Origin of the sequence: Brucella cytisi (assembly GCF_038433355.1) — a bacterium.
Classification (GTDB): domain Bacteria; phylum Pseudomonadota; class Alphaproteobacteria; order Rhizobiales; family Rhizobiaceae; genus Brucella; species Brucella cytisi.
The window spans coordinates 49,996-69,303 of sequence record NZ_JBCAUP010000019.1 but is presented as its reverse complement, the minus strand read 5'-3'; the positions used below and the strand labels follow the sequence as shown (position 1 = coordinate 69,303).

Genomic DNA, 19,308 nt, shown 5'->3' with positions numbered 1-19,308 from the left:
ACCTTCCGATTAGAGCGCTTCCGCGCCCGAAATGATTTCGATCAGTTCCTTGGTGATCTGAGCCTGACGCTGACGGTTATACGTGATCGACAACTTGTTGATCATGTCACCGGCGTTACGCGTCGCATTGTCCATCGCGCTCATCTTCGCGCCCATTTCGCCCGCCACATTTTCCAGCAGAGCGCGGAAAATCTGGACCGAAATATTGCGTGGGATCAGCGTCGACAGGATCGCCGCAGGATCAGGTTCGTACTCATAAATCGCATCGCCTGCAGTGTCCGCCTGCGCAACATCGCCAGCCGAAGCCGGAATGATCTGCTGCGCGGTTGGAATCTGTGCAATCACCGATTTGAATTCGGAATAGAACAGGGTGCAGACATCAAATTCGCCTTGTTCGAACAGCTCGATCACCTTGTGGCCAATCTGGTCGGCATGCACAAAAGCGAGCTGCTTGACTTCACGCAAATTGACGTGGTCGATAATCAGAGAGGCAAACTCGCGACGCAGAATATCTGCGCCCTTCTTGCCGACCGTGATGATCTTGACCGTCTTGCCTTCAGCAAGGAGCTTGCGGGCATGATCGCGCGCCAGACGCGCGATCTGCGAGTTGAAACCGCCGCAAAGGCCACGTTCTGCGGTGCAGACGACGAGCAGATGCACGTCGTCCTTGCCCGTACCGGCCATCAGGGCCGGCGCATCTTCGCCGGTTACGTTCTGCGCGATATTTGCGAGAACGGCACCCATGCGCTGCGAATAAGGCCTTGCGGCTTCCGCGGCTTCCTGGGCACGGCGCAGCTTCGCCGCGGCGACCATCTGCATCGCCTTGGTGATTTTCTGCGTCGCCTTGACCGAGGCGATACGGTTTCTCAGATCCTTTAGTGAAGGCATCCGTTCATCCCGTCACAAAATTCAAGCGAAAGACTTGGCGAACGCGTCGACCGCTGCCTTGAGCTTTGCTTTGATGTTGTCGGTGAGCGCCTTTTCGTCGCGGATCGCATCCAGCACATCCTTATGCTCGGTGCGCAGCGAAGAAAGAAGACCTGCTTCGAACTTGCCAACCTGGTTGACGGCGATCTTGTCGAGATAGCCATTCACGCCGGCGAAAATCACGGCAACCTGTTCTTCCGTCTTGAGCGGCGAGAACTGCGGCTGCTTGAGAAGCTCGGTCAGACGTGCGCCGCGGTTCAGCAAACGCTGGGTCGAGGCATCGAGATCGGAACCGAACTGTGCGAAGGCGGCCATTTCACGATACTGGGCGAGCTCGCCCTTGATCGAACCGGCAACCTGTTTCATGGCCTTGACCTGCGCCGAAGAACCAACGCGCGAAACCGACAGACCGACGTTAACAGCCGGACGGATACCCTGGTAGAACAGGTTGGTTTCGAGGAAGATCTGGCCGTCGGTGATCGAGATCACGTTGGTCGGAATGAAGGCGGAAACGTCGTTGCCCTGCGTTTCAATGACCGGCAGAGCCGTCAGCGAGCCAGCGCCGTTTTCGTCGTTAAGCTTTGCAGCGCGTTCGAGAAGACGGGAGTGCAGATAGAAAACGTCGCCCGGATAAGCTTCGCGGCCCGGAGGACGGCGGAGCAGAAGCGACATCTGACGGTAAGCGACAGCCTGCTTGGACAGATCGTCGTAGCCGATCAGGGCGTGCATCGAGTTATCGCGGAAATATTCGCCCATGGCGCAGCCCGCAAACGGAGCGAGATACTGCATCGGAGCCGGATCGGAAGCGGTAGCCGCGATAACGATCGAATATTCCAGAGCGCCGCGTTCTTCGAGAACCTTGACGAACTGAGCAACGGTCGAACGCTTCTGGCCGATAGCAACGTAAACGCAATAAAGCTTTTCGCTGTCCGGGCCGTTGTCGTGAATCGGCTTCTGGTTCAGGAAGGTGTCGAGAATGATGGCGGTCTTGCCGGTCTGACGGTCACCGATGACCAGCTCGCGCTGGCCGCGACCAACCGGAATCAGAGCGTCAACAGCCTTGAGGCCGGTCGACATTGGCTCATGAACCGACTTGCGCGGAATGATGCCCGGCGCCTTCACGTCGACGCGGCGACGCTCGGTAGCAACGATTGGGCCCTTGCCATCGATCGGGTTGCCGAGAGCATCGACAACGCGGCCCAGCAGGCCGGGACCGACTGGAACGTCAACGATTGCGCCGGTACGCTTGACGATGTCGCCTTCCTTGATGTCACGGTCGGCACCGAAGATAACGACGCCGACATTGTCGCTTTCAAGGTTCAGCGCCATGCCGCGAATGCCACCAGGGAATTCGACCATTTCACCGGCCTGAACATTGTCCAGACCATAGACGCGGGCGATACCGTCGCCAACGGAAAGAACCTGACCGACTTCGGAGACCTCAGCCTCCTTGCCGAAGTTCTTGATTTGCTCTTTCAGGATAGCGGAAATTTCCGCGGCGCGGATGTCCATCAGCCGACCTCTTTCAGTGCAAGCTTGAGAGAAGAAAGTTTAGTGCGAAGGGACGTGTCGATCTGACGCGAACCCATCTTGACGATAAGACCGCCGAGGATCGACGGATCGACGGTGACATTGATCGTCACGTCCTTGCCGGCCACGCCCTTCAGCGTTGCCTTCAATTCGTTCTGCTGCGCAGCGCTCAGTTCGTGCGCGGAGATGACATCGGCGGAAATTTCACCGCGATGTTCAGCAGCAATAATGCGGAAAGCAGCGATGATGCCCGGCAGGGCGAAGAGACGACGGTTCCGCGCGACAACGCGCAGGAAATTTCCGACCAGACCCTTGATGCCCGCCTTGTCGGCGAGAGCACCGATGGCGTGAAGCTGATCTTCCGAGGAAAATACCGGACTGGAGATCAGTCGCTTGAGGTCTTCGCTTCCGCTCAGAAGCGCCTCGAAACGGTCAAGATCTTTTTCCACAGCCGCAACGGATTTCGCATCAAGCGCAAGCTCGAAAAGAGATCCGGCGTAACGCTGTGCGACACCTGAAATGAGCGAAGACGTTTCAGCCACGAACAACCTGCTCTCTACGTTGAAACCATCCTTTTGGGGCCCAATCTTGTTCAGGACGCCAAACCGATGATTTTATTGAGTGTTTCCGGAAAACCACTGACGCGCGAGCACGTCAACACCGAAATGTGATTGCCGTCTAGCATAGACGAACAGGACTCGCAACACGCGAATCCGGCACTTTTGTGTAAGATTTGCCGCCTTTCGCGGTCAAAAAAGTCGCATCCACCGCAGCGACGCTATCTTCCCTTGCGCAGCCTGCACGTCAGAAGTGCCGAACAGAGCTCTTTCCGATCAGGAAATGAAGCCGAAAGCGTAGAGCAGCGGACCTGCTGCAAGCACGAACTCCACCAGCGCTGCGAGACCGCCATAGAAGCGTCCGCCGCTCGGTCCCCCCTTGCGCCCACCCGCATCCGACATCATCGAAATGAAGCGTCCGAACAGCGCAAATCCCCAGACGGAACCCAGCACAACCCAGAGGAATGGCTGCGCGAAAACGAGGCATCCGATCCCCACGCCGAGATAGGGTCCAGCGAGCGTCGCGCGGATGGAACCGTAACCTTCGGGACGGCCATTGATCGGCTGGAGCCGTAACAGCTTCATCGTTATGCCGGGCGCAAAAAGCATGACAAGACCAGCAAGCGCCGTCACGGTGGCAGAGCCCCAGGCAAGCCATTCTCCGGTGGTGGTGGGAAGATAGAATTCCATCGCGATCGCCCTCAATCTGAACATTACACGGCTATAAACCAGTTTTGCGTAAACGAAAACTGATCGCGCCATCTGAACACAACCGGCATTCAGGCATATCCGAGCGATTCCAACAAAATTACCAAGCCATTCAGGGGCATGGAACGAACCATCAGCGCGGCAGAGAACCGCGCATCGCAATGATCCGAGCCAGAACCGACCGGATGAAAAGGATGGCTATCGCACCGATCACCCAAATGACCTAAAGCGCCGGAACAAGCAAACTATGCAGCAATCCGATCCCGGAACCTGCTACCTGATCGAGCTTGAACACATCCAGCAGCGCCGTCGCTTCTTTGCCGATCAAGCTTTTTCCAGTCTCGGCCAAAGCCGGTCCATTGCCACCGATCCAGACAATCACGGCATCCGAGATGTAGTAGGCAAACCACATCAACAATGTCCAGACTACCAGTCCGACAAGGGCAACCAGCCAGAAACCGGGGCCATTATTCGCTGAAGGTCGCGTTCGATGAGCAGGGGTAGAACCTTTGAGACCAGTCTGCATCCTCTAGCCACTAGAGAAGCAAGCCATCTTTTTTACGCCTGCTTCGATAGCAATACGGCCCTACAAGAAGCTTTGCGGATCAATATCCACCTGAACCCTTATCGAGCCTTTTTCCTTCGGCCCGGCGGCGAGCAAGACGCGGATAAATCCTTGAATGTCGGCGCGTTTGGTCCCGTGCACCAGAATGCGGAAACGGTGTCTTCCCCGCACGAGCGCAAGCGGTGCCTCAGCAGGCCCGAGCACGGAGATCTCCGGGGATGAGGGCGCCGCACGGCGAAGCGCACGCGCATGATTTTCGGCATCGGGCCGGTTGTCCGCGGAGATAATCAACGCGGCGAGCCGCCCGAAAGGCGGCAAAGTACTGCGTTCGCGCTCCTCAATTTCACGGGCGTAGAATGCGTCTGCGTCGCTGCTGACGATTGCCCGCATCACCGGATGATCCGGCTGGTAGGTCTGGATCAGTCCGAGGCTCTTGCGACCAGTTCGACCGGCACGTCCGGTCACCTGATTGAGAAGCTGGAAGGTGCGCTCAGCCGCGCGGGGATCGCCATTGGCAAGCCCCAGATCGGCGTCCACGACACCCACCAATGTCATGTTGGGAAAGTTGTGCCCCTTGGCAACAAGCTGCGTGCCGATCACGATATCCGCCTCGCCTTTTGCGATAGCATCGAGTTCTAGCCGCAGCCGCTTAACGCCGCCTGCCATATCAGACGAAAGAACTATGATTCGCGCTTCGCTGAACGTTGCCGCCACTTCTTCCGCAATGCGCTCCACACCCGGACCGCAGGCGACCAGATGATCCAGCGTGCCGCATTCGGGACAAGCCTCCGGCACCGGCTCATGATAGCCGCACTGATGACACATCAGCTGCCCGCGAAAACGATGTTCCACGAGCCAGCTTGAACATTGCGGACATTGGAAGCGGTGGCCGCAGACCCGGCACAGGGTCAAAGGCGCGTAACCGCGCCGGTTGAGGAACAAAAGCGCCTGCTCTCCGCGTTCCACCGTCTTGCCGACAGCTTCGGTCAGTGCGAGCGACAAAAACCGGCCCGGCGGTGGCGGAGAACGCCGCATGTCGATGGTCTTCAGATCGGGCAGCGCGGCTTCCGCATAACGACCATAAAGCTTGATTCGCTTGTAGCGCCCCTGCTCCGCATTGACCTGACTCTCGACGGATGGCGTGGCCGATGCCAGCACCACCGGAAAGCCGCTGATATGGCCGCGCACCACCGCCATGTCGCGCGCATTGTAGAAGACCCGGTCTTCCTGTTTGTAAGCCGGATCATGTTCTTCATCGACAACGATCAGCCCCAGTTCCTTGAAGGGCAGAAAGAGCGCCGACCGCGCCCCTGCCACCACCCGCACCGTACCCTCGGCAATCTGCCGCCAGACGCGCTCCCGGGTGCGGGGGGCAAGGTCGGAATGCCATTCGGCAGGCTTTGCCCCAAAACGATCGTGGAACCGGTCGAGAAACTGTTGTGTCAGCGCGATCTCAGGCAGGAGAATCAGCACCTGCTTGCCTTGCTCGATCGCCTTGGCAACGGCTTCGAAATAAACCTCGGTCTTGCCCGATCCGGTCACGCCATCGAGCAGTGAAACCGAAAAACAATCGGCTTCGACAGCTTCCGACAGCATTTCAGCCGCCGCCTGCTGGTCTTCCGAAAGCGTGGCCCGTGCATAGTCGATATCGGGTTTTGCCACCACGGCTGGCGGCGGCAGCATGACTTCCTCGAAAACACCTTGCGTCTTCAACCCTTCCACGACCGTCATGGAGACACCCGCCGCATGGGCAAGGCCGGATCTGGTCCATGCAAGCCCGTCGCGGGCAAGCTCCATCACCCGCGACCTCGCTTCGGTCATACGCTCCGGTTCACCGCCGGAATAGCGAAGACCCGGCACCGATGGTTCGGGATCAAATGCAGCTGGCACACGCAGGACCATGCGCGCCACCATGCCTGGCGGCGAAAGCGTGTAGTCAGCTGCCCAGCGCATGAAGCGCAGCATGTCGGCTCCCACCGGCGGGCAGTCGAAAACTTCGGAAATCGCCCGCAACTTTCTGGCGTCAACGGCGTCGGTTTCCCCCTCACAGACGATCCCCGCCACCTCACGAGGTCCGAGCGGCACGCGCACGATCGATCCGGGCTGGACGTTCATCCCTTCCGGAACCATATATGAATAAGGCCGCTCCGCGGGCATGGGCACGAGCACGGGAACGACCCGTGGTGCGAGTTCCGGAAACAGACCAGAAATGGGGTTTGCAATATCGTGCGAATCTTTCGACATGATCGCGTGACCTTGGCGCGGCTTTGCGCTAAAGAAAAGCCACCTTCCGGGAATTAAATGGTTTTAAATTCCTCAAATCCACCCGCGCTCATTATGGAGGAACGCTGTTATGAAGTTTTTCGTGGACACTGCGGACGTCAAGGAAATCCGCGAGCTCAACGACCTTGGGCTGGTCGATGGCGTGACCACCAACCCGTCCCTCATCCTGAAGTCGGGTCGTGACATTATCGAAGTGACCAAGGAAATCTGCAACATCGTCAAGGGCCCGGTTTCTGCCGAGGTTGCCGCGACCGAATATGAGCAGATGATGAAGGAAGCAGCCGTCATTGCCAAGATCGCTGACAATATCTGCATCAAGCTACCTGTAACCCTCGACGGACTGAAAGCCTGTAAGGCTCTGTCTTCTGATGGTCACAAGGTCAACATGACGCTCTGCTTCTCGGCCAATCAGGCACTTCTGGCAGCCAAGGCCGGCGCGACCTTCATTTCGCCGTTCATTGGCCGTCTCGACGATACCGGCATCAACGGCATGGAGCTGATTGCCGAAATCCGCACGATTTACGACAATTACGATTACCGCACCGAAATTCTTGCCGCTTCGGTTCGCACCGTCAATCATGTCAAGGAAGCAGCTCTCATCGGCGCCGATGTCGTGACCGCGCCTCCGGCAACGCTCAAGGCACTGGTCAAGCATCCGCTGACCGACAAGGGCCTCGAAACCTTCCTTGCTGATTGGGCGAAGACCGGTCAGAAGATCGCCTGATCGACGATTTTCAGAGACATGAAAAGGCGGGCCATCGGCTCGCCTTTTTTATTCCAGTACCGTTTCCCCGTCCTGCTTGCTCACCCGGATCGGTCTTGCGCCGCAATGTTCGGCAATCGCGCTGGCGAGCGCGGCTGAATGAGTCACCACCCATATCTGGCTGCGTTCAGATGCCTGCGCGATCATGCGGGCAAGTGACGGGATCATATCGGGATGCAGGCTCGTCTCCGGCTCATTGAGCGCGATCAGTGGCGGCAGGCGATAGGAGAGCAATGCACCCGCCAGAGCCAGCAGGCGAACCTGTCCATCGGACAGTTCTCCGGGGCGAAACGTTCGCGGCGGGAAAGCCGGGAAATTCAGGCCAAAAGTCGCCGTTTCTTCCGGATAGGGAATGACCAGCTTGGCCCCCCCCAGCGCGTCGGCAACCAGACGATCAAGGTCGACCGTATCCTGCCGGATATGGGCAAGCGTGGCAAAGACGGAGGCAAGATTGCCACCGTCCTCGTCCAGCATCGCAGCGGTTGCGGCTATGGACGGCTGACGCACTGGCGCATCACGGTCGCTTCGAAAACCGTGGTAAAAGCGCCAGCCACGTATCTGCGCGGAAAGATCGCCTATCTCTGGATAATGACCGGATTGCCCAAGCACTGCCAACCCGCTTTCCGAAGTCAGCAGGCGTGCCGGGTGCTCCATGCGCCGCCCTTTCCCGTCCAGCGCGAAAACCGCAGGTCCGCGCCGATCCATCAGATCCACGGGGCGACGACCGGTATCGAGATTGAGCTGTTCTTCCTTGATCTGCGGCTCGAAGGGAAAGGCGCCGGAAACCGGCGGCGGCAGACCTGCCTCGACACGATAGGAAAGACGCGAGGCGAGCCGCTCGTCTTCAAAATCCGCTTCCAGAATGATGCGCGCCGATTCGTGCTTACGGCGATTGCCGCTCCACATGGCCGATTGCATCCCGCCTTCGCGTACCACTTCAGTAGAGAGATTGCCCTCCGCCGCCGCCTTCACCAGTTGCAACGCCCGATAGAGGTTAGATTTTCCGGCACCGTTCTCGCCAACGAAAACCGTCACCTGTCCGAGATCAAACCGGACGGAACGCAGCGACCGATAGCCTTTGGCAGAAAACGAAACGAGACGCATGGTTTGATCGGGCCCCTGCAAATGAAAAGGCGGTGTGAAACACACACCGCCTTTATAGCCTCCTGTCAATTTGAGACTAGAGCATTTCCAGTTTAAATTTAATCGTTGGAAATACTCTATCTTTTTGTTTTTACGCATTATCCTACGCAAAACCGCTTCGCACTTTTGCTGGAAATTCTCCAGCTTATTCCCACTTCATCTCGCCCTTGATGACCTTTGCACCGAGTTCCAGACTGCTTTCACCGCCAAGATCAGGATAACGCTTCTTCATTGCTGCGATCAGTTCGCTGCTATCCTTGGCTTTCGCCGCTTCCTCGTCGAAGGCCGCGATATAATCACGGGTGAATTTGACCGCCGAAACATCCGTCGCCGAACCGGGCTTCATATGCGCCGGAACAACCACTTCAGGATTGCGTGCAGCAATCGTATCGAGATTTCTGATCCAGGCCTCACGCTGGGCAAGATCGGGCGTATCGGCAAGCCAGATATGCTCGCCTGCCGTTATCAGAACACCGCCAAACACCGCCTTCAATGAAGGCACCCAGAGATAACGCCTGTTCGTCATGCCTTCGGCGGGAACGATTTCAATCTCATTGCCCTCAAGCTCCAGCGCCTTCACATCGGAAGCTTCGGGAATAACGACATCCGACAGTTTCTGCGGGCCATTGTCCTTGAGTTGCGGACCCCAGACCTTCAGTTTCGCCTCGATATTGCCCTTGATCGCATCGACAGTTTCAGGGGCTGCGATGATGCGCGCATCAGGAAAGGCGGCCTTGATCGGGCCAAGGCTGAAATAATAATCCGGATCGCTCTGGCTCACATAGATCATGGTCAGCTTCTTGCCCGTTTCCTTGATCTTCTCGGCAACCGCCTTGCCGTCCGAAAGCGTGAAGCCGCCATCGAGCAGGATGGCTTCCTTGTCTCCGGTCAGAAGGACAGGCGTACGATTGAAGCCATTCTCATCCGCTTGGAAGTATTGCCATTGCAACGGCGCTGTCTTTTCCTGTGCCATCGCAGGACCGGCAACCGCCAGCCCCGCCAAAATCGCGAGACTGCCCATCGTCGTGGAAAACCGCTTCATCCAACTACTCCTGTAAAAACTGGTTTGAACCAGCGGACGCATCATGCGCCCGCAGAAGCATTCAGGTTGCCAATCACTTCATGAAAAACAAGAAGACACATAAATGTTGGCAAGGCACAGCAATGTTACCCTTCTGAATTTACTGCAATTTTTCTAGTATCTAAAACAAAAAAAAGCGGCACCTTGCGGCACCGCTTTTCGATGTCAGGTCGAAGCCCGATCAGAGCTTCGACAATTTCTGCGCCAGAGCGAGGAACACCTGTTCGGCAAGTTCTTCGGCAGCGCGCTTGCGCGCATCGCGTTCAGCGCGAAGGTTTGCGAACTCCTGACGCGGACGGTCGAAGGAAGCGCCAACCGTGCGGGTGCCTGCGGCAAGCGGCTTGCCGTCCTTGTCACGCAACACGAAGTTCGACGTTGCCTTGACGATACCAGCCGATGGACGGCCTGTACGGTCGGTCTGATCGCCAATATCCACACTCACCGCGGAGATCGTATTGCTGCTCAGGCCAAGACCAAGCCGATAGGTCGGGTTGGCCGGTTCACCGGCACCACCGCCAAGCAGGAAGATCAGGCGATTGCGGACCTGCTGCTGAAACACATCGCCGGCCGGATCGATGGCCACCGAAGCAAGCTTGGTGCGCATGTCCGGCGTCACGCTGCCGCCTATGGTTCCACCGGCCCCAGCGCCGGAAGAGTAAAGCGGCTGCACGGTGCATCCAGCCATCAGAACCGCGGCCCCGAGTGCGAAAAACGCAACCCGGAAGGCTTTGATTGCGGAGAAAAAGCGGTCAGGCAACGACATTGACGATCCTTTGCGGCACCACGATAACCTTCTTCGGCGAGCTCCCGTTGAGCGCAGCCTTGACGAAGTCAAGTTCGAGCACCGCCTGCTGGATGCTAGCTTGATCAGCGTCGCGGGCGATTGTCAAATCCCCACGCTTCTTGCCGTTGATCTGCACCGGCATAACGATCTCGTTTTCCACCACCATTGCCGGATCGAATTCCGGCCAGGCACTGCGGGCAACCAGCGTTTCACGACCGGCAATCTTGCCGCCAAGTACGGCCAGGCACTGTTCAGCCAGATGCGGCATCATCGGCGCCAGCATCAGGATGAGCTTTTCGGTGACGTCACGGACGGCACTCTTCAACTCGTCATCCGCATTGCCAGAAGCCACCTGCTGCAGGGATGCAGCAGCCGTGTTGACCAGCTCATAAAGACGGGCAACGCCACGGTTGAAGGCGAGCTTCTCGATATCGTCACCGACAGCCTTGACCGCCTTGTGCGCAGCCTTGGAGACGACAAGGGCTTCACCCTGCGTCCCGGTCTTGGGCGCAACGTCCTTCAGATGTTCGGCAGCTTCCGCCACCAGACGCCAGACGCGCTGCACAAAACGATGGGCGCCTTCGGCACCGGCTTCCGTCCAGATCACGTCACGCTCGGGTGGCGAATCAGACAGCATGAACCAGCGCGCCGTATCAGCACCGTAGGAAGCAATAATGTCATCCGGATCAACAACATTCTTCTTCGACTTCGACATCTTCTCGATGGAACCGATTTCCACCGGCTCACCGGACGAGAGCAAGGTCGCGCTGCGCTTGCCGTCGGTTTCCTCGATGCGAATGTCGGCAGGTGCCACCCACTGGCCGTTGGCCTTGTAGGTTTCGTGCACCACCATGCCCTGCGTAAACAGGCCCTTGAACGGCTCGTCGATGCCGACGTGACCGGCCACCTTCATCGCGCGGGTGAAGAAACGCGAATAGAGCAAATGCAGGATCGCGTGTTCGATACCGCCGATATACTGATCGACCGGCAGCCAGTGATCGGCGACCTTGCGGTCGGTCGGTTCGTTTTCCCATGGTGCCGTAAAGCGCGCATAGTACCAGGACGAATCGACGAACGTGTCCATCGTATCGGTTTCACGACGCGCATCGGCACCGCATTTCGGACATTTTACATGGCGCCATGTTGCATGACGGTCGAGCGGATTGCCCGGACGGTCGAACTCGACATCGTCCGGCAGCTTGACCGGCAAATCGGCGCGCAGCACCGGATTGACGCCACAGCTTTCGCAATGGATCATCGGGATCGGGCAACCCCAATAGCGCTGGCGCGAAATGCCCCAGTCGCGCAGACGGAACTGCACCTTGCGGCTTGCCTGCGGGCTGTTGCCGAGACTGGTCTGTTCCAGACGATTCGCCACCTCATTGAAGGCCGCTTCCGGCGTCATGCCGTCGAGGAAGCGTGAGTTGATCATCACGCCATCGTCGGTATAGGCCGTTTCGCCGATGCTGAAGCCTGCCGCATCCTCGCCCTTTGGCAGAACGACAGGTGTAACCTTCAATTTGTACTTGTTGGCGAAATCCAGGTCGCGCTGATCATGCGCCGGACAGCCGAATACCGCGCCCGTGCCATATTCCATCAGGACGAAATTGGCGACATAGACCGGCAGTTCCCAGTTCTCGTCGAACGGGTGCCGGACTTTCACGCCCGTGTCGAAGCCCTTCTTCTCAGCCGTTTCCAGCGCCGCCAGCGACGTGCCGTGCTGATGGCATTCCTCGATGAAGCCGGTGAGCGAAGCATTGTCGTCGGCCAGTTTCTTCGCCAGCGGATGATCTGCGGAGATCGCCACGAAAGCCGCACCGAACAGCGTGTCCGGACGGGTCGTATAGACCTCGATTTCCGAGAAACCGGCAGGCGCGGTATTGCCGTCCAGCGCGAAGCGGACCTGCAGGCCTTCCGACTTGCCGATCCAGTTGCGCTGCATCAGGCGAACCTTTTCCGGCCACTGGTCGAGCGTATCGAGACCGGCCAGCAATTCCTCGCTGAAATCCGTGATCTTGAAAAACCACTGCGTCAACTCGCGCTGTTCGACCAGCGCGCCCGAACGCCAGCCGCGACCATCCACCACCTGCTCGTTGGCAAGCACGGTGTTGTCGACCGGATCCCAGTTGACCTTGGAGGTCTTGCGCGTCACCAGACCCTTTTCAAAAAGGTCGATGAACAGCATCTGCTGGCGATGATAATATTCCACATCGCAGGTCGCGAATTCACGTGCCCAGTCGAGCGAAAGCCCCATCGATTTGAGCTGGCTGCGCATCGTGGCGATGTTCTGATAGGTCCATTCCTTCGGATGCACCTTGTTCTGCATCGCCGCATTTTCCGCAGGCATGCCAAACGCGTCCCATCCCATCGGATGAAGCACGTTGAAACCCTTGGCGCGCTTGTAACGGGCGACAACGTCACCCATCGCATAGTTGCGCACATGGCCCATATGGATGCGCCCCGATGGATAGGGGAACATCTCGAGCACATAATATTTCTCGCGGATGTCGCTATTGTCGGTTTCGAAGGTCCGGTCTTCTTCCCAGACTTTCTGCCAATGAGCTTCCGCCACGCGCGGATTATAACGTTCGGCTGCCATGACCGTATTTACTCGTACGAAGGTGATGCAATAAGGAGAGTCGATGTTTAATGGCGACCTTCACCACGTATTGGCGAAAGCGTCAACCTTTTGCGGATGAAAAGCCTGAAAGCGAGAGTTTCATGTCAGATATCGTAGCGAACCTGAACACGGTCAAGGCCGCAATCGCCAATGCCGAAGAGGAAGCACAGCGCGACAAGGCTTCCGTGACGCTCGTCGCCGTATCGAAAACCTTCGATGCCGAAGAAATTCGCCCGGTCCTCGACGCAGGCCAGCGCGTCTTCGGTGAAAACCGCGTGCAGGAAGCACAAGCCAAATGGCCGGGACTGCGCGACGATTATTCCGGCATCGAACTGCATCTCATCGGCCCGCTGCAATCCAACAAGGCCGCCGATGCCGTCGCCCTCTTCGATGTCATCGAAACCGTCGACCGTGAAAAGATCGCAGCCGCCTTGGCCGTCGAGATCAAAAAGCAGAACAAGGCCCCAAAGCTCTACGTGCAGGTGAATACCGGACTTGAAGAACAGAAAGCCGGCATTGCGCCGAAGGAAGCTGTCGCCTTTGTCGAGCGCTGCCGCAAGGAACATGGCCTCGCCATTGAGGGGCTGATGTGCATCCCGCCTGCGGATGAAAATCCGGGACCGCATTTCGCGCTTCTGGAAAAGCTCGCCCGCGAGGCACAGGTCGAAAAGCTCTCCATGGGCATGTCGGGCGATTATGAAACCGCCATCGGTTTCGGCGCGACATCTGTGCGTGTCGGCTCGGCCATCTTCGGCGGCAGGACCAATCCGTCTCCCAACTGATCGCTTTCAGTGCAGGACGATCTCGCCCTGCACATTCGTCCAGTCCGAGGGGCCAAGCAGCCGGAAATGCGTGTAGCTGACCGAATGCAACGGCCCGTCGATCTCCCGATTCCAGAATTCGATGAAATGATTGAGAACGGGAAAATCGGGCGCGAGGTCATAATCCTGCCAGACGAAAAGCTGCAGCAGATGCGGGTGATCAGGCAAGTGGTAGAAAACTTTCGCCGTGGTCAGACCATAACCGGCGAGCTGGAGTTCGAAGGCTGACTTTGCGTTCAAAGTGGACGTCGTCATGGCGATTTCCCCTTTTTGTGAAGAGCCTTATTGTCAGGCTCCTGAATAGGAGATAATCACTTCAAATGGTTTTTAAACTGTAAAAACAATATATTAGCACCATTCGACAGCGAGTGCTGCCAGTTGCTATTTCTAACGATGCGTCATTGTGGATCATGGACGCGCCGATTGTCTAATTTACCTTGCCCGCAATGGAAGGTAGACAGGGCACCCGATGGTCTCGCCTTTCACGGTGGACCGTCTCATCCGGCGGGAGGTGCCGGTCAGTTTTTGGGTGCATTTATACGAGCGGGATATCGTCCGGCTCGCGGAATGCTGAAGGAGGAAATCATGTCGGAAAAGCTTTACCCGGTCCTTGCCGAGGCAAAGAGAAACACGCTCATCGACAACGCAACCTATCTCGAATGGTATCAGGAAAGCGTGAGCGACCCGGACAGCTTTTGGGCAAAGCACGGACGGCGCATCGACTGGTTCAAGCCCTTCACCAAGGTCAAGAACACCGATTTCAACGGCGACGTATCCATCAAATGGTATGAGGACGGCGTTACCAACGTTTCCTATAACTGTATCGACCGCCACCTGAAGAGCCGTGGTGATCAGGTTGCGATCATCTGGGAAGGCGACAATCCCTATATCGACAAGAAGATCACCTATCGCGAATTGCATGAGAATGTCTGCCGCCTCGCCAATGTGCTGAAGAAGCACGGCGTTAAGAAGGGCGACCGCGTCACGATCTATCTGCCGATGATCCCGGAAGCGGCTTATGCGATGCTGGCCTGCGCGCGCATCGGCGCTGTGCATTCCGTCGTCTTCGCCGGTTTCTCGCCGGAAGCACTTGCCGGTCGCATCGTCGACTGCGAATCCACTTTCGTCATCACGGCCGATGAAGGCGTGCGCGGCGGCAAACCTGTTCCGCTGAAGGAAAACACCGATACCGCCATCGACATTGCAGCCAAGCAATATGTCATGGTCAACAAGGTTCTTACCGTGCGCCGCACCGGCGGCAAGGTGAGCTGGGGACCGGGCCGCGATCTCTGGTACCATCAGGAAGTTGCTAGCGTCGAACCGACCTGCGATCCCGAACCGATGAATGCGGAAGACCCGCTCTTCATCCTCTACACCTCCGGCTCCACCGGCAAGCCGAAGGGCGTGCTGCACACAACCGGCGGCTATCTCGTCTATGCATCGATGACGCATCAATATGTCTTCGACTATCATGACGGCGACATCTACTGGTGCACGGCGGATGTGGGCTGGGTGACAGGTCACTCCTATATCGTCTACGGCCCGCTCGCCAATGGCGCGACGACGTTGATGTTCGAGGGTGTGCCCAACTTCCCCGATCAAGGACGTTTCTGGGAAGTCGTCGACAAGCATCACGTCAACATCTTCTACACTGCGCCTACGGCCATCCGCGCCCTGATGGGCGCCGGCGATGAATTCGTCACCCGCTCGTCGCGCTCGACGCTGCGCCTGCTCGGTTCGGTTGGCGAGCCGATCAATCCGGAAGCCTGGGAATGGTATTACAACGTCGTTGGTGACCAGCGGTCGCCGATTGTCGATACATGGTGGCAGACGGAAACCGGCGGTATTCTCATCACCCCGCTGCCCGGCGCGACAGACCTGAAGCCAGGCTCTGCAACGCGTCCGTTCTTCGGTATCAAGCCGGAACTGGTCGATAATGAAGGCGTTATCATTGAAGGTGCCGTGGACGGTAATCTCTGCATCATCGACAGCTGGCCGGGTCAGATGCGCACGCTTTACGGCGATCACAAGCGCTTCATCGAAGCCTACTTCTCGACCTATAAGGGCAAGTACTTTACCGGCGACGGCTGCCGTCGCGACGAAGACGGTTACTACTGGATCACGGGCCGCGTCGATGACGTGCTCAACATTTCCGGCCATCGCCTCGGCACGGCGGAAATCGAATCGGCACTCGTCTCGCATCACTCGGTTTCAGAAGCCGCCGTTGTGGGCTATCCGCATCCGATCAAGGGACAGGGCATCTATTGCTATGTCACGCTGATGACCGGCGAAGCAGTTCAGGACGAAGATGCCCTGCGCAAGGAGCTGACCCAGCACGTGCGCAAGGAGATCGGCCCTATCGCCACGCCGGACAAGATCCAGTTCTCGCCGGGCCTGCCGAAAACCCGCTCGGGCAAGATCATGCGCCGCATCCTGCGCAAGATCGCCGAAGACGAGTTCGGCGCACTGGGCGATACCTCGACCCTAGCCGATCCGGGCGTCGTGGACGACCTGATCGAAAATCGCCAGAACAAGAAATAATAAAAAGCCCCGGTTTCCCGGGGCTTTTTTTCGACGCTGCCTGAGAAGGCACCCAAGTTTGGTGGGATTTTCGTTCTGCACGCCGAAAATCGTGATCTTCGAGAACCGGAGCGGAGTGTACTTAAAGTACATGAGCACCGGAAGCGCAGAAGAGCGCGATTTGCAGGCCACCAAGGCGACAATATCCCAAGCCTATTAGAAATCGATCGACCGCCCCTTGATCTCCCAATCGCCGAAACGGGCGGGGTCCTTGCCGCCGCGACCACCGATTTCGCGGGGCGCTTCGTTTGCCTTTTCGGCAGCGCGACGCGCTTCGGCTTCCTTCAATGCGCGCTGAGCAGCAGGCGGTAGGTCTTCGAACGTGCGCTTGTCAACGTTTTGCGGGCTTTCGGTTTTTTCGCTCATCGGTCACAATCCCGTTCTCGGTTTTTACTTCGAACATTGAAGCAAAGCCTGTTCATACCCATCATATAGGCAGAAAGGCTTACCGTGCAAAACCCTTGCGGGTCATGTAACCTAAGATTTGGAGACCGCCGCGGATGAATATGACGAAAACTGCCATGCTGATCGCCCTCATGACGGTCATGTTCATGAGCATCGGCTATTTGCTGGGCGGCGGCGGCGGCATGATGATTGCGCTTGTGATTGCAGTCGCCATGAACCTGTTCGGTTACTGGAACTCCGACAAGATGGTGCTTCGCATGTACAATGCGCAGGAAGTGGATGAGCGCAGCGCGCCGGATTATTACCGCATGGTGAGCGGGCTGGCCGCCAATGCGGGCATTCCGATGCCGAAGGTCTACGTTATCCACGAAGACCAGCCGAACGCTTTTGCCACAGGCCGCAACCCCGAAAATGCTGCCGTTGCAGCCACGACTGGCCTCCTCCACCGCCTGACGCCGGAAGAAGTCGCAGGCGTGATGGCGCACGAGCTGGCGCACGTCCAGAACCGCGACACACTGACCATGACCATCGTCGCAACACTTGCCGGTGCCATATCCATGCTCGGCAATTTCGCCTTCTTCCTAGGCGGAAACCGCGAGAACGGCAACGGCATCATGGGCGTGGTCGGCACCATTCTTGCCATGATCGTCGCGCCCTTCGCCGCAATGATCGTGCAGATGGCTATCAGCCGCACCCGCGAATATGCCGCCGACAAGCGCGGCGCGGAAATCTGCGGCAATCCGCTGTGGCTGTCCTCGGCGCTGGGCAAAATCGCGCGCGGCGCCAAGGCCATCCCGAACGAGGAAGCCGAACACAATCCGGCAACCGCGCATATGTTCATCATCAATCCTTTGAGCGGACGTGGCGCAGACAATCTTTTCTCCACACACCCTGATACCGATAACCGCATCGCCGCACTTGAACAGATGGCTGCCGAAATGGGCATCCGCTCGGCTGGAATGGCACCGCGTGCCGCTGCCCCTTCCCAAAGCAGTGGTCCATGGGGTAATGCAGGCGGTAACAGCAATGGCGGTTCGGGTTTTCGCGGACCGTGGTCATAAATAAAGTTGAACAGTGTGAACGATAAAAAGCCCGCGCCAAAGCGTGGAAATAAAAAGCCGCAAACGAATAACAGCGCCGCAGACCTGCGCCCCGGTCTGGCGGCGCGTTTGTGTGCTGCACGCCTTCTCGGTGCGGTGATCGAAAAGAACACCTCGCTCGACGGCCTGACCGACAATACGCACGGCCATCCGCAATATCTGGCGCTGGAGCCGCGCGACCGCGCGCTGGTTCGCGCCATTCTCGGCTCTGCGCTCCGCAATCGCGGCAGCATCGAACGCGCCATCAACAAGCGGCTCGACCGGCCATTGCCGGAAAATGCCCTAGCGTTGAAACATCTTCTGCATGTCGCCATCGCCCAGATTTTCTATCTGAACCTGCCCGATCATTCGGCGGTCGATCTTGCGGTGGAAGCGGCGAACAATGATCCGCGCAATCGCAAATATGCTGGTCTCGTCAATGCGCTGCTGCGTCGACTTTCGCGTAACAAGGAACGTGCTCTCGCCCACACGCTTGAGCCCGAAACCAACGTGCCGGAGTGGTTTGCCAAAAGCATCACCGACGCCTATGGCGCGGAAAAAGCAGCAGCCATTCTTGCCATGCATGCCTATGAGCCGCCGATCGATTTCACCGTCAAGGGTGACGCAAAGGCATGGGCCGAAAAGCTCGGTGGTGTCGCGCTGCCCAACGGTTCGGTGCGCCTGCAAACGGTCGAAGGCAATCTTACCGACCTGCCCGGCTTTGCCGAGGGGGACTGGTGGGTGCAGGATGTGGCCGCGAGCCTGCCTGCACGCCTGATGGGTGATATCAAGGGCAAACGGGTTGCCGACCTGTGCGCTGCCCCTGGCGGCAAGACGGCGCAGCTCATACTTCAGGGCGCCGACGTGACCGCGCTCGACCTTTCCGAAAACCGGCTGAAGCGCCTGCGCGGCAATCTGGAACGTCTCGGTTTCGAGGCGAAGACCGTTGCCACCAATCTGATGGATTTCCAGCCGGAGGAACTGTTCGACGCCGTGCTTCTGGATGCGCCCTGCTCTTCCACCGGCACTGTGCGCCGTCATCCAGACGTGCCTTGGACCAAGACGCCGCAGGACATAGCAAAGCTTGCCGAACTTCAGGGCAAACTTTTGGCGCACACGGCTACTCTGGTCAAACCCGGCGGCGTAATCGTCTTTTCCAATTGTTCGCTGCACCCGCTCGAAGGCGAGGAAATGGCGCGCAAGGCAGCGGAAAATCTGTTGCTGGAACCTTTCCCGATCACGGAGCAGGATTTCCCCAGTCTGAACGGGCTTCTGGAAGGACTGGTCACAGCAGAAGGCTTTCTGCGATCCACCCCGGCAGACCTGCCGCCGGATCGTTTTGAAGGCAATCCGCACATGGCTGGCATGGACGGTTTCTTCGCGGCCCGCTTCAAGCGCCGGGCCTGAGACCGGATATAAGCAAACAAATCGTATAATTTGCCATAACGGGTCGCGATACCCG

At 58.0% G+C, this 19,308-nt stretch carries 17 protein-coding genes; 5 read left to right on the top strand and 12 right to left on the bottom strand.

Annotation, left to right across the window (positions count from 1 at the left end; translation table 11 throughout):
• Positions 1-9: 9 nt before the first annotated feature.
• From AAE521_RS17985 to AAE521_RS17960, 6 genes are all read right to left on the bottom strand, one after another.
• Positions 10-888, bottom strand: coding sequence for a F0F1 ATP synthase subunit gamma (locus AAE521_RS17985; RefSeq protein ID WP_061347969.1), 879 nt, complete (start codon positions 886-888; stop codon positions 10-12).
• A gap of 21 nt (positions 889-909) precedes the next feature.
• Complete coding sequence (gene atpA / locus AAE521_RS17980; protein WP_012091259.1) at positions 910-2,439, bottom strand: F0F1 ATP synthase subunit alpha; 1,530 nt, start codon at positions 2,437-2,439, stop codon at positions 910-912.
• On the bottom strand, positions 2,439-2,999 hold the full coding sequence (locus tag AAE521_RS17975) for a F0F1 ATP synthase subunit delta (protein ID WP_010661468.1): 561 nt from the start codon (positions 2,997-2,999) through the stop codon (positions 2,439-2,441). Before AAE521_RS17975 ends, atpA begins: the two co-directional genes overlap by 1 nt.
• Positions 3,000-3,290: 291 nt before the next feature.
• Positions 3,291-3,704: an AGROH133_08824 family phage infection protein gene (locus AAE521_RS17970; protein ID WP_342062078.1), complete on the bottom strand. Its 414-nt coding sequence runs from the start codon at positions 3,702-3,704 to the stop codon at positions 3,291-3,293.
• 241 nt (positions 3,705-3,945) lie between these two features.
• Positions 3,946-4,248, bottom strand: coding sequence for a hypothetical protein (locus AAE521_RS17965; RefSeq protein ID WP_342062077.1), 303 nt, complete (start codon positions 4,246-4,248; stop codon positions 3,946-3,948).
• A gap of 60 nt (positions 4,249-4,308) precedes the next feature.
• On the bottom strand, positions 4,309-6,531 hold the full coding sequence (locus tag AAE521_RS17960) for a primosomal protein N' (RefSeq protein WP_342062076.1): 2,223 nt from the start codon (positions 6,529-6,531) through the stop codon (positions 4,309-4,311).
• Between the two features lie 109 nt (positions 6,532-6,640).
• Between AAE521_RS17960 and fsa the strand changes: the two genes are divergently transcribed.
• A complete protein-coding gene (gene fsa / locus AAE521_RS17955) occupies positions 6,641-7,294 on the top strand; it encodes a fructose-6-phosphate aldolase (RefSeq protein WP_010661472.1) in 654 nt (217 codons plus the stop codon).
• A gap of 48 nt (positions 7,295-7,342) precedes the next feature.
• Here fsa and AAE521_RS17950 read toward each other — a convergent pair whose 3' ends face one another.
• The 4 genes from AAE521_RS17950 to leuS form a co-directional block, all read right to left on the bottom strand.
• Positions 7,343-8,437 carry an AAA family ATPase gene (locus AAE521_RS17950; protein ID WP_342062075.1) on the bottom strand — a complete coding sequence of 365 codons (1,095 nt, stop codon included), beginning with the start codon at positions 8,435-8,437 and terminating at the stop codon, positions 7,343-7,345.
• A 184-nt stretch (positions 8,438-8,621) separates the two neighbouring features.
• Positions 8,622-9,518 (bottom strand): MBL fold metallo-hydrolase, encoded by an 897-nt coding sequence (locus tag AAE521_RS17945; RefSeq protein WP_342062074.1) that lies wholly within the window; start codon positions 9,516-9,518, stop codon positions 8,622-8,624.
• Positions 9,519-9,738: 220 nt separating this feature from the next.
• Positions 9,739-10,320: an LPS assembly lipoprotein LptE gene (gene lptE / locus AAE521_RS17940; protein WP_010661475.1), complete on the bottom strand. Its 582-nt coding sequence runs from the start codon at positions 10,318-10,320 to the stop codon at positions 9,739-9,741.
• Positions 10,307-12,940, bottom strand: coding sequence for a leucine--tRNA ligase (leuS, locus tag AAE521_RS17935; RefSeq protein ID WP_342062073.1), 2,634 nt, complete (start codon positions 12,938-12,940; stop codon positions 10,307-10,309). Before leuS ends, lptE begins: the two co-directional genes overlap by 14 nt.
• Before the next feature lie 122 nt (positions 12,941-13,062).
• Here leuS and AAE521_RS17930 point away from each other — a divergent pair, with 122 nt between their 5' ends.
• Positions 13,063-13,743 (top strand): YggS family pyridoxal phosphate-dependent enzyme, encoded by a 681-nt coding sequence (locus AAE521_RS17930; RefSeq protein WP_342062072.1) that lies wholly within the window; start codon positions 13,063-13,065, stop codon positions 13,741-13,743.
• Positions 13,744-13,749: 6 nt separating this feature from the next.
• Here AAE521_RS17930 and AAE521_RS17925 read toward each other — a convergent pair whose 3' ends face one another.
• Positions 13,750-14,037 (bottom strand): usg protein, encoded by a 288-nt coding sequence (locus tag AAE521_RS17925; protein WP_342062071.1) that lies wholly within the window; start codon positions 14,035-14,037, stop codon positions 13,750-13,752.
• A gap of 330 nt (positions 14,038-14,367) precedes the next feature.
• Between AAE521_RS17925 and acs the strand changes: the two genes are divergently transcribed.
• Positions 14,368-16,323 (top strand): acetate--CoA ligase, encoded by a 1,956-nt coding sequence (acs, locus tag AAE521_RS17920; RefSeq protein WP_342062070.1) that lies wholly within the window; start codon positions 14,368-14,370, stop codon positions 16,321-16,323.
• A gap of 195 nt (positions 16,324-16,518) precedes the next feature.
• Here acs and AAE521_RS17915 read toward each other — a convergent pair whose 3' ends face one another.
• Positions 16,519-16,728, bottom strand: coding sequence for a DUF1674 domain-containing protein (locus AAE521_RS17915; RefSeq protein WP_012091251.1), 210 nt, complete (start codon positions 16,726-16,728; stop codon positions 16,519-16,521).
• 134 nt (positions 16,729-16,862) lie between these two features.
• On the opposite strand from AAE521_RS17915, the gene htpX reads away from it, so the two are divergent.
• Together htpX and AAE521_RS17905 are read left to right on the top strand one after the other, a co-directional pair.
• On the top strand, positions 16,863-17,828 hold the full coding sequence (gene htpX, locus AAE521_RS17910) for a zinc metalloprotease HtpX (RefSeq protein ID WP_342062069.1): 966 nt from the start codon (positions 16,863-16,865) through the stop codon (positions 17,826-17,828).
• 15 nt (positions 17,829-17,843) lie between these two features.
• Positions 17,844-19,253 (top strand): RsmB/NOP family class I SAM-dependent RNA methyltransferase, encoded by a 1,410-nt coding sequence (locus AAE521_RS17905; RefSeq protein WP_342062068.1) that lies wholly within the window; start codon positions 17,844-17,846, stop codon positions 19,251-19,253.
• Positions 19,254-19,308: the final 55 nt, after the last annotated feature.

What these genes read in the sequence shown, in the direction of transcription:
- fsa (WP_010661472.1), top strand. Translation starts at nt 6,641, where the DNA reads ATGAAGTTTTTCGTGGACACTGCGGACGTCAAGGAAATCCGCGAGCTC.
- AAE521_RS17915 (WP_012091251.1), bottom strand. Translation starts at nt 16,728, where the DNA reads ATGAGCGAAAAAACCGAAAGCCCGCAAAACGTTGACAAGCGCACGTTC.
- acs (WP_342062070.1), top strand. Translation starts at nt 14,368, where the DNA reads ATGTCGGAAAAGCTTTACCCGGTCCTTGCCGAGGCAAAGAGAAACACG.
- AAE521_RS17970 (WP_342062078.1), bottom strand. Translation starts at nt 3,704, where the DNA reads ATGGAATTCTATCTTCCCACCACCACCGGAGAATGGCTTGCCTGGGGC.
- AAE521_RS17950 (WP_342062075.1), bottom strand. Translation starts at nt 8,437, where the DNA reads ATGCGTCTCGTTTCGTTTTCTGCCAAAGGCTATCGGTCGCTGCGTTCC.
- lptE (WP_010661475.1), bottom strand. Translation starts at nt 10,320, where the DNA reads ATGTCGTTGCCTGACCGCTTTTTCTCCGCAATCAAAGCCTTCCGGGTT.
- htpX (WP_342062069.1), top strand. Translation starts at nt 16,863, where the DNA reads ATGAATATGACGAAAACTGCCATGCTGATCGCCCTCATGACGGTCATG.
- atpA (WP_012091259.1), bottom strand. Translation starts at nt 2,439, where the DNA reads ATGGACATCCGCGCCGCGGAAATTTCCGCTATCCTGAAAGAGCAAATC.
- AAE521_RS17930 (WP_342062072.1), top strand. Translation starts at nt 13,063, where the DNA reads ATGTCAGATATCGTAGCGAACCTGAACACGGTCAAGGCCGCAATCGCC.
- AAE521_RS17965 (WP_342062077.1), bottom strand. Translation starts at nt 4,248, where the DNA reads ATGCAGACTGGTCTCAAAGGTTCTACCCCTGCTCATCGAACGCGACCT.
- leuS (WP_342062073.1), bottom strand. Translation starts at nt 12,940, where the DNA reads ATGGCAGCCGAACGTTATAATCCGCGCGTGGCGGAAGCTCATTGGCAG.
- AAE521_RS17960 (WP_342062076.1), bottom strand. Translation starts at nt 6,531, where the DNA reads ATGTCGAAAGATTCGCACGATATTGCAAACCCCATTTCTGGTCTGTTT.
- AAE521_RS17925 (WP_342062071.1), bottom strand. Translation starts at nt 14,037, where the DNA reads ATGACGACGTCCACTTTGAACGCAAAGTCAGCCTTCGAACTCCAGCTC.
- AAE521_RS17945 (WP_342062074.1), bottom strand. Translation starts at nt 9,518, where the DNA reads ATGAAGCGGTTTTCCACGACGATGGGCAGTCTCGCGATTTTGGCGGGG.
- AAE521_RS17985 (WP_061347969.1), bottom strand. Translation starts at nt 888, where the DNA reads ATGCCTTCACTAAAGGATCTGAGAAACCGTATCGCCTCGGTCAAGGCG.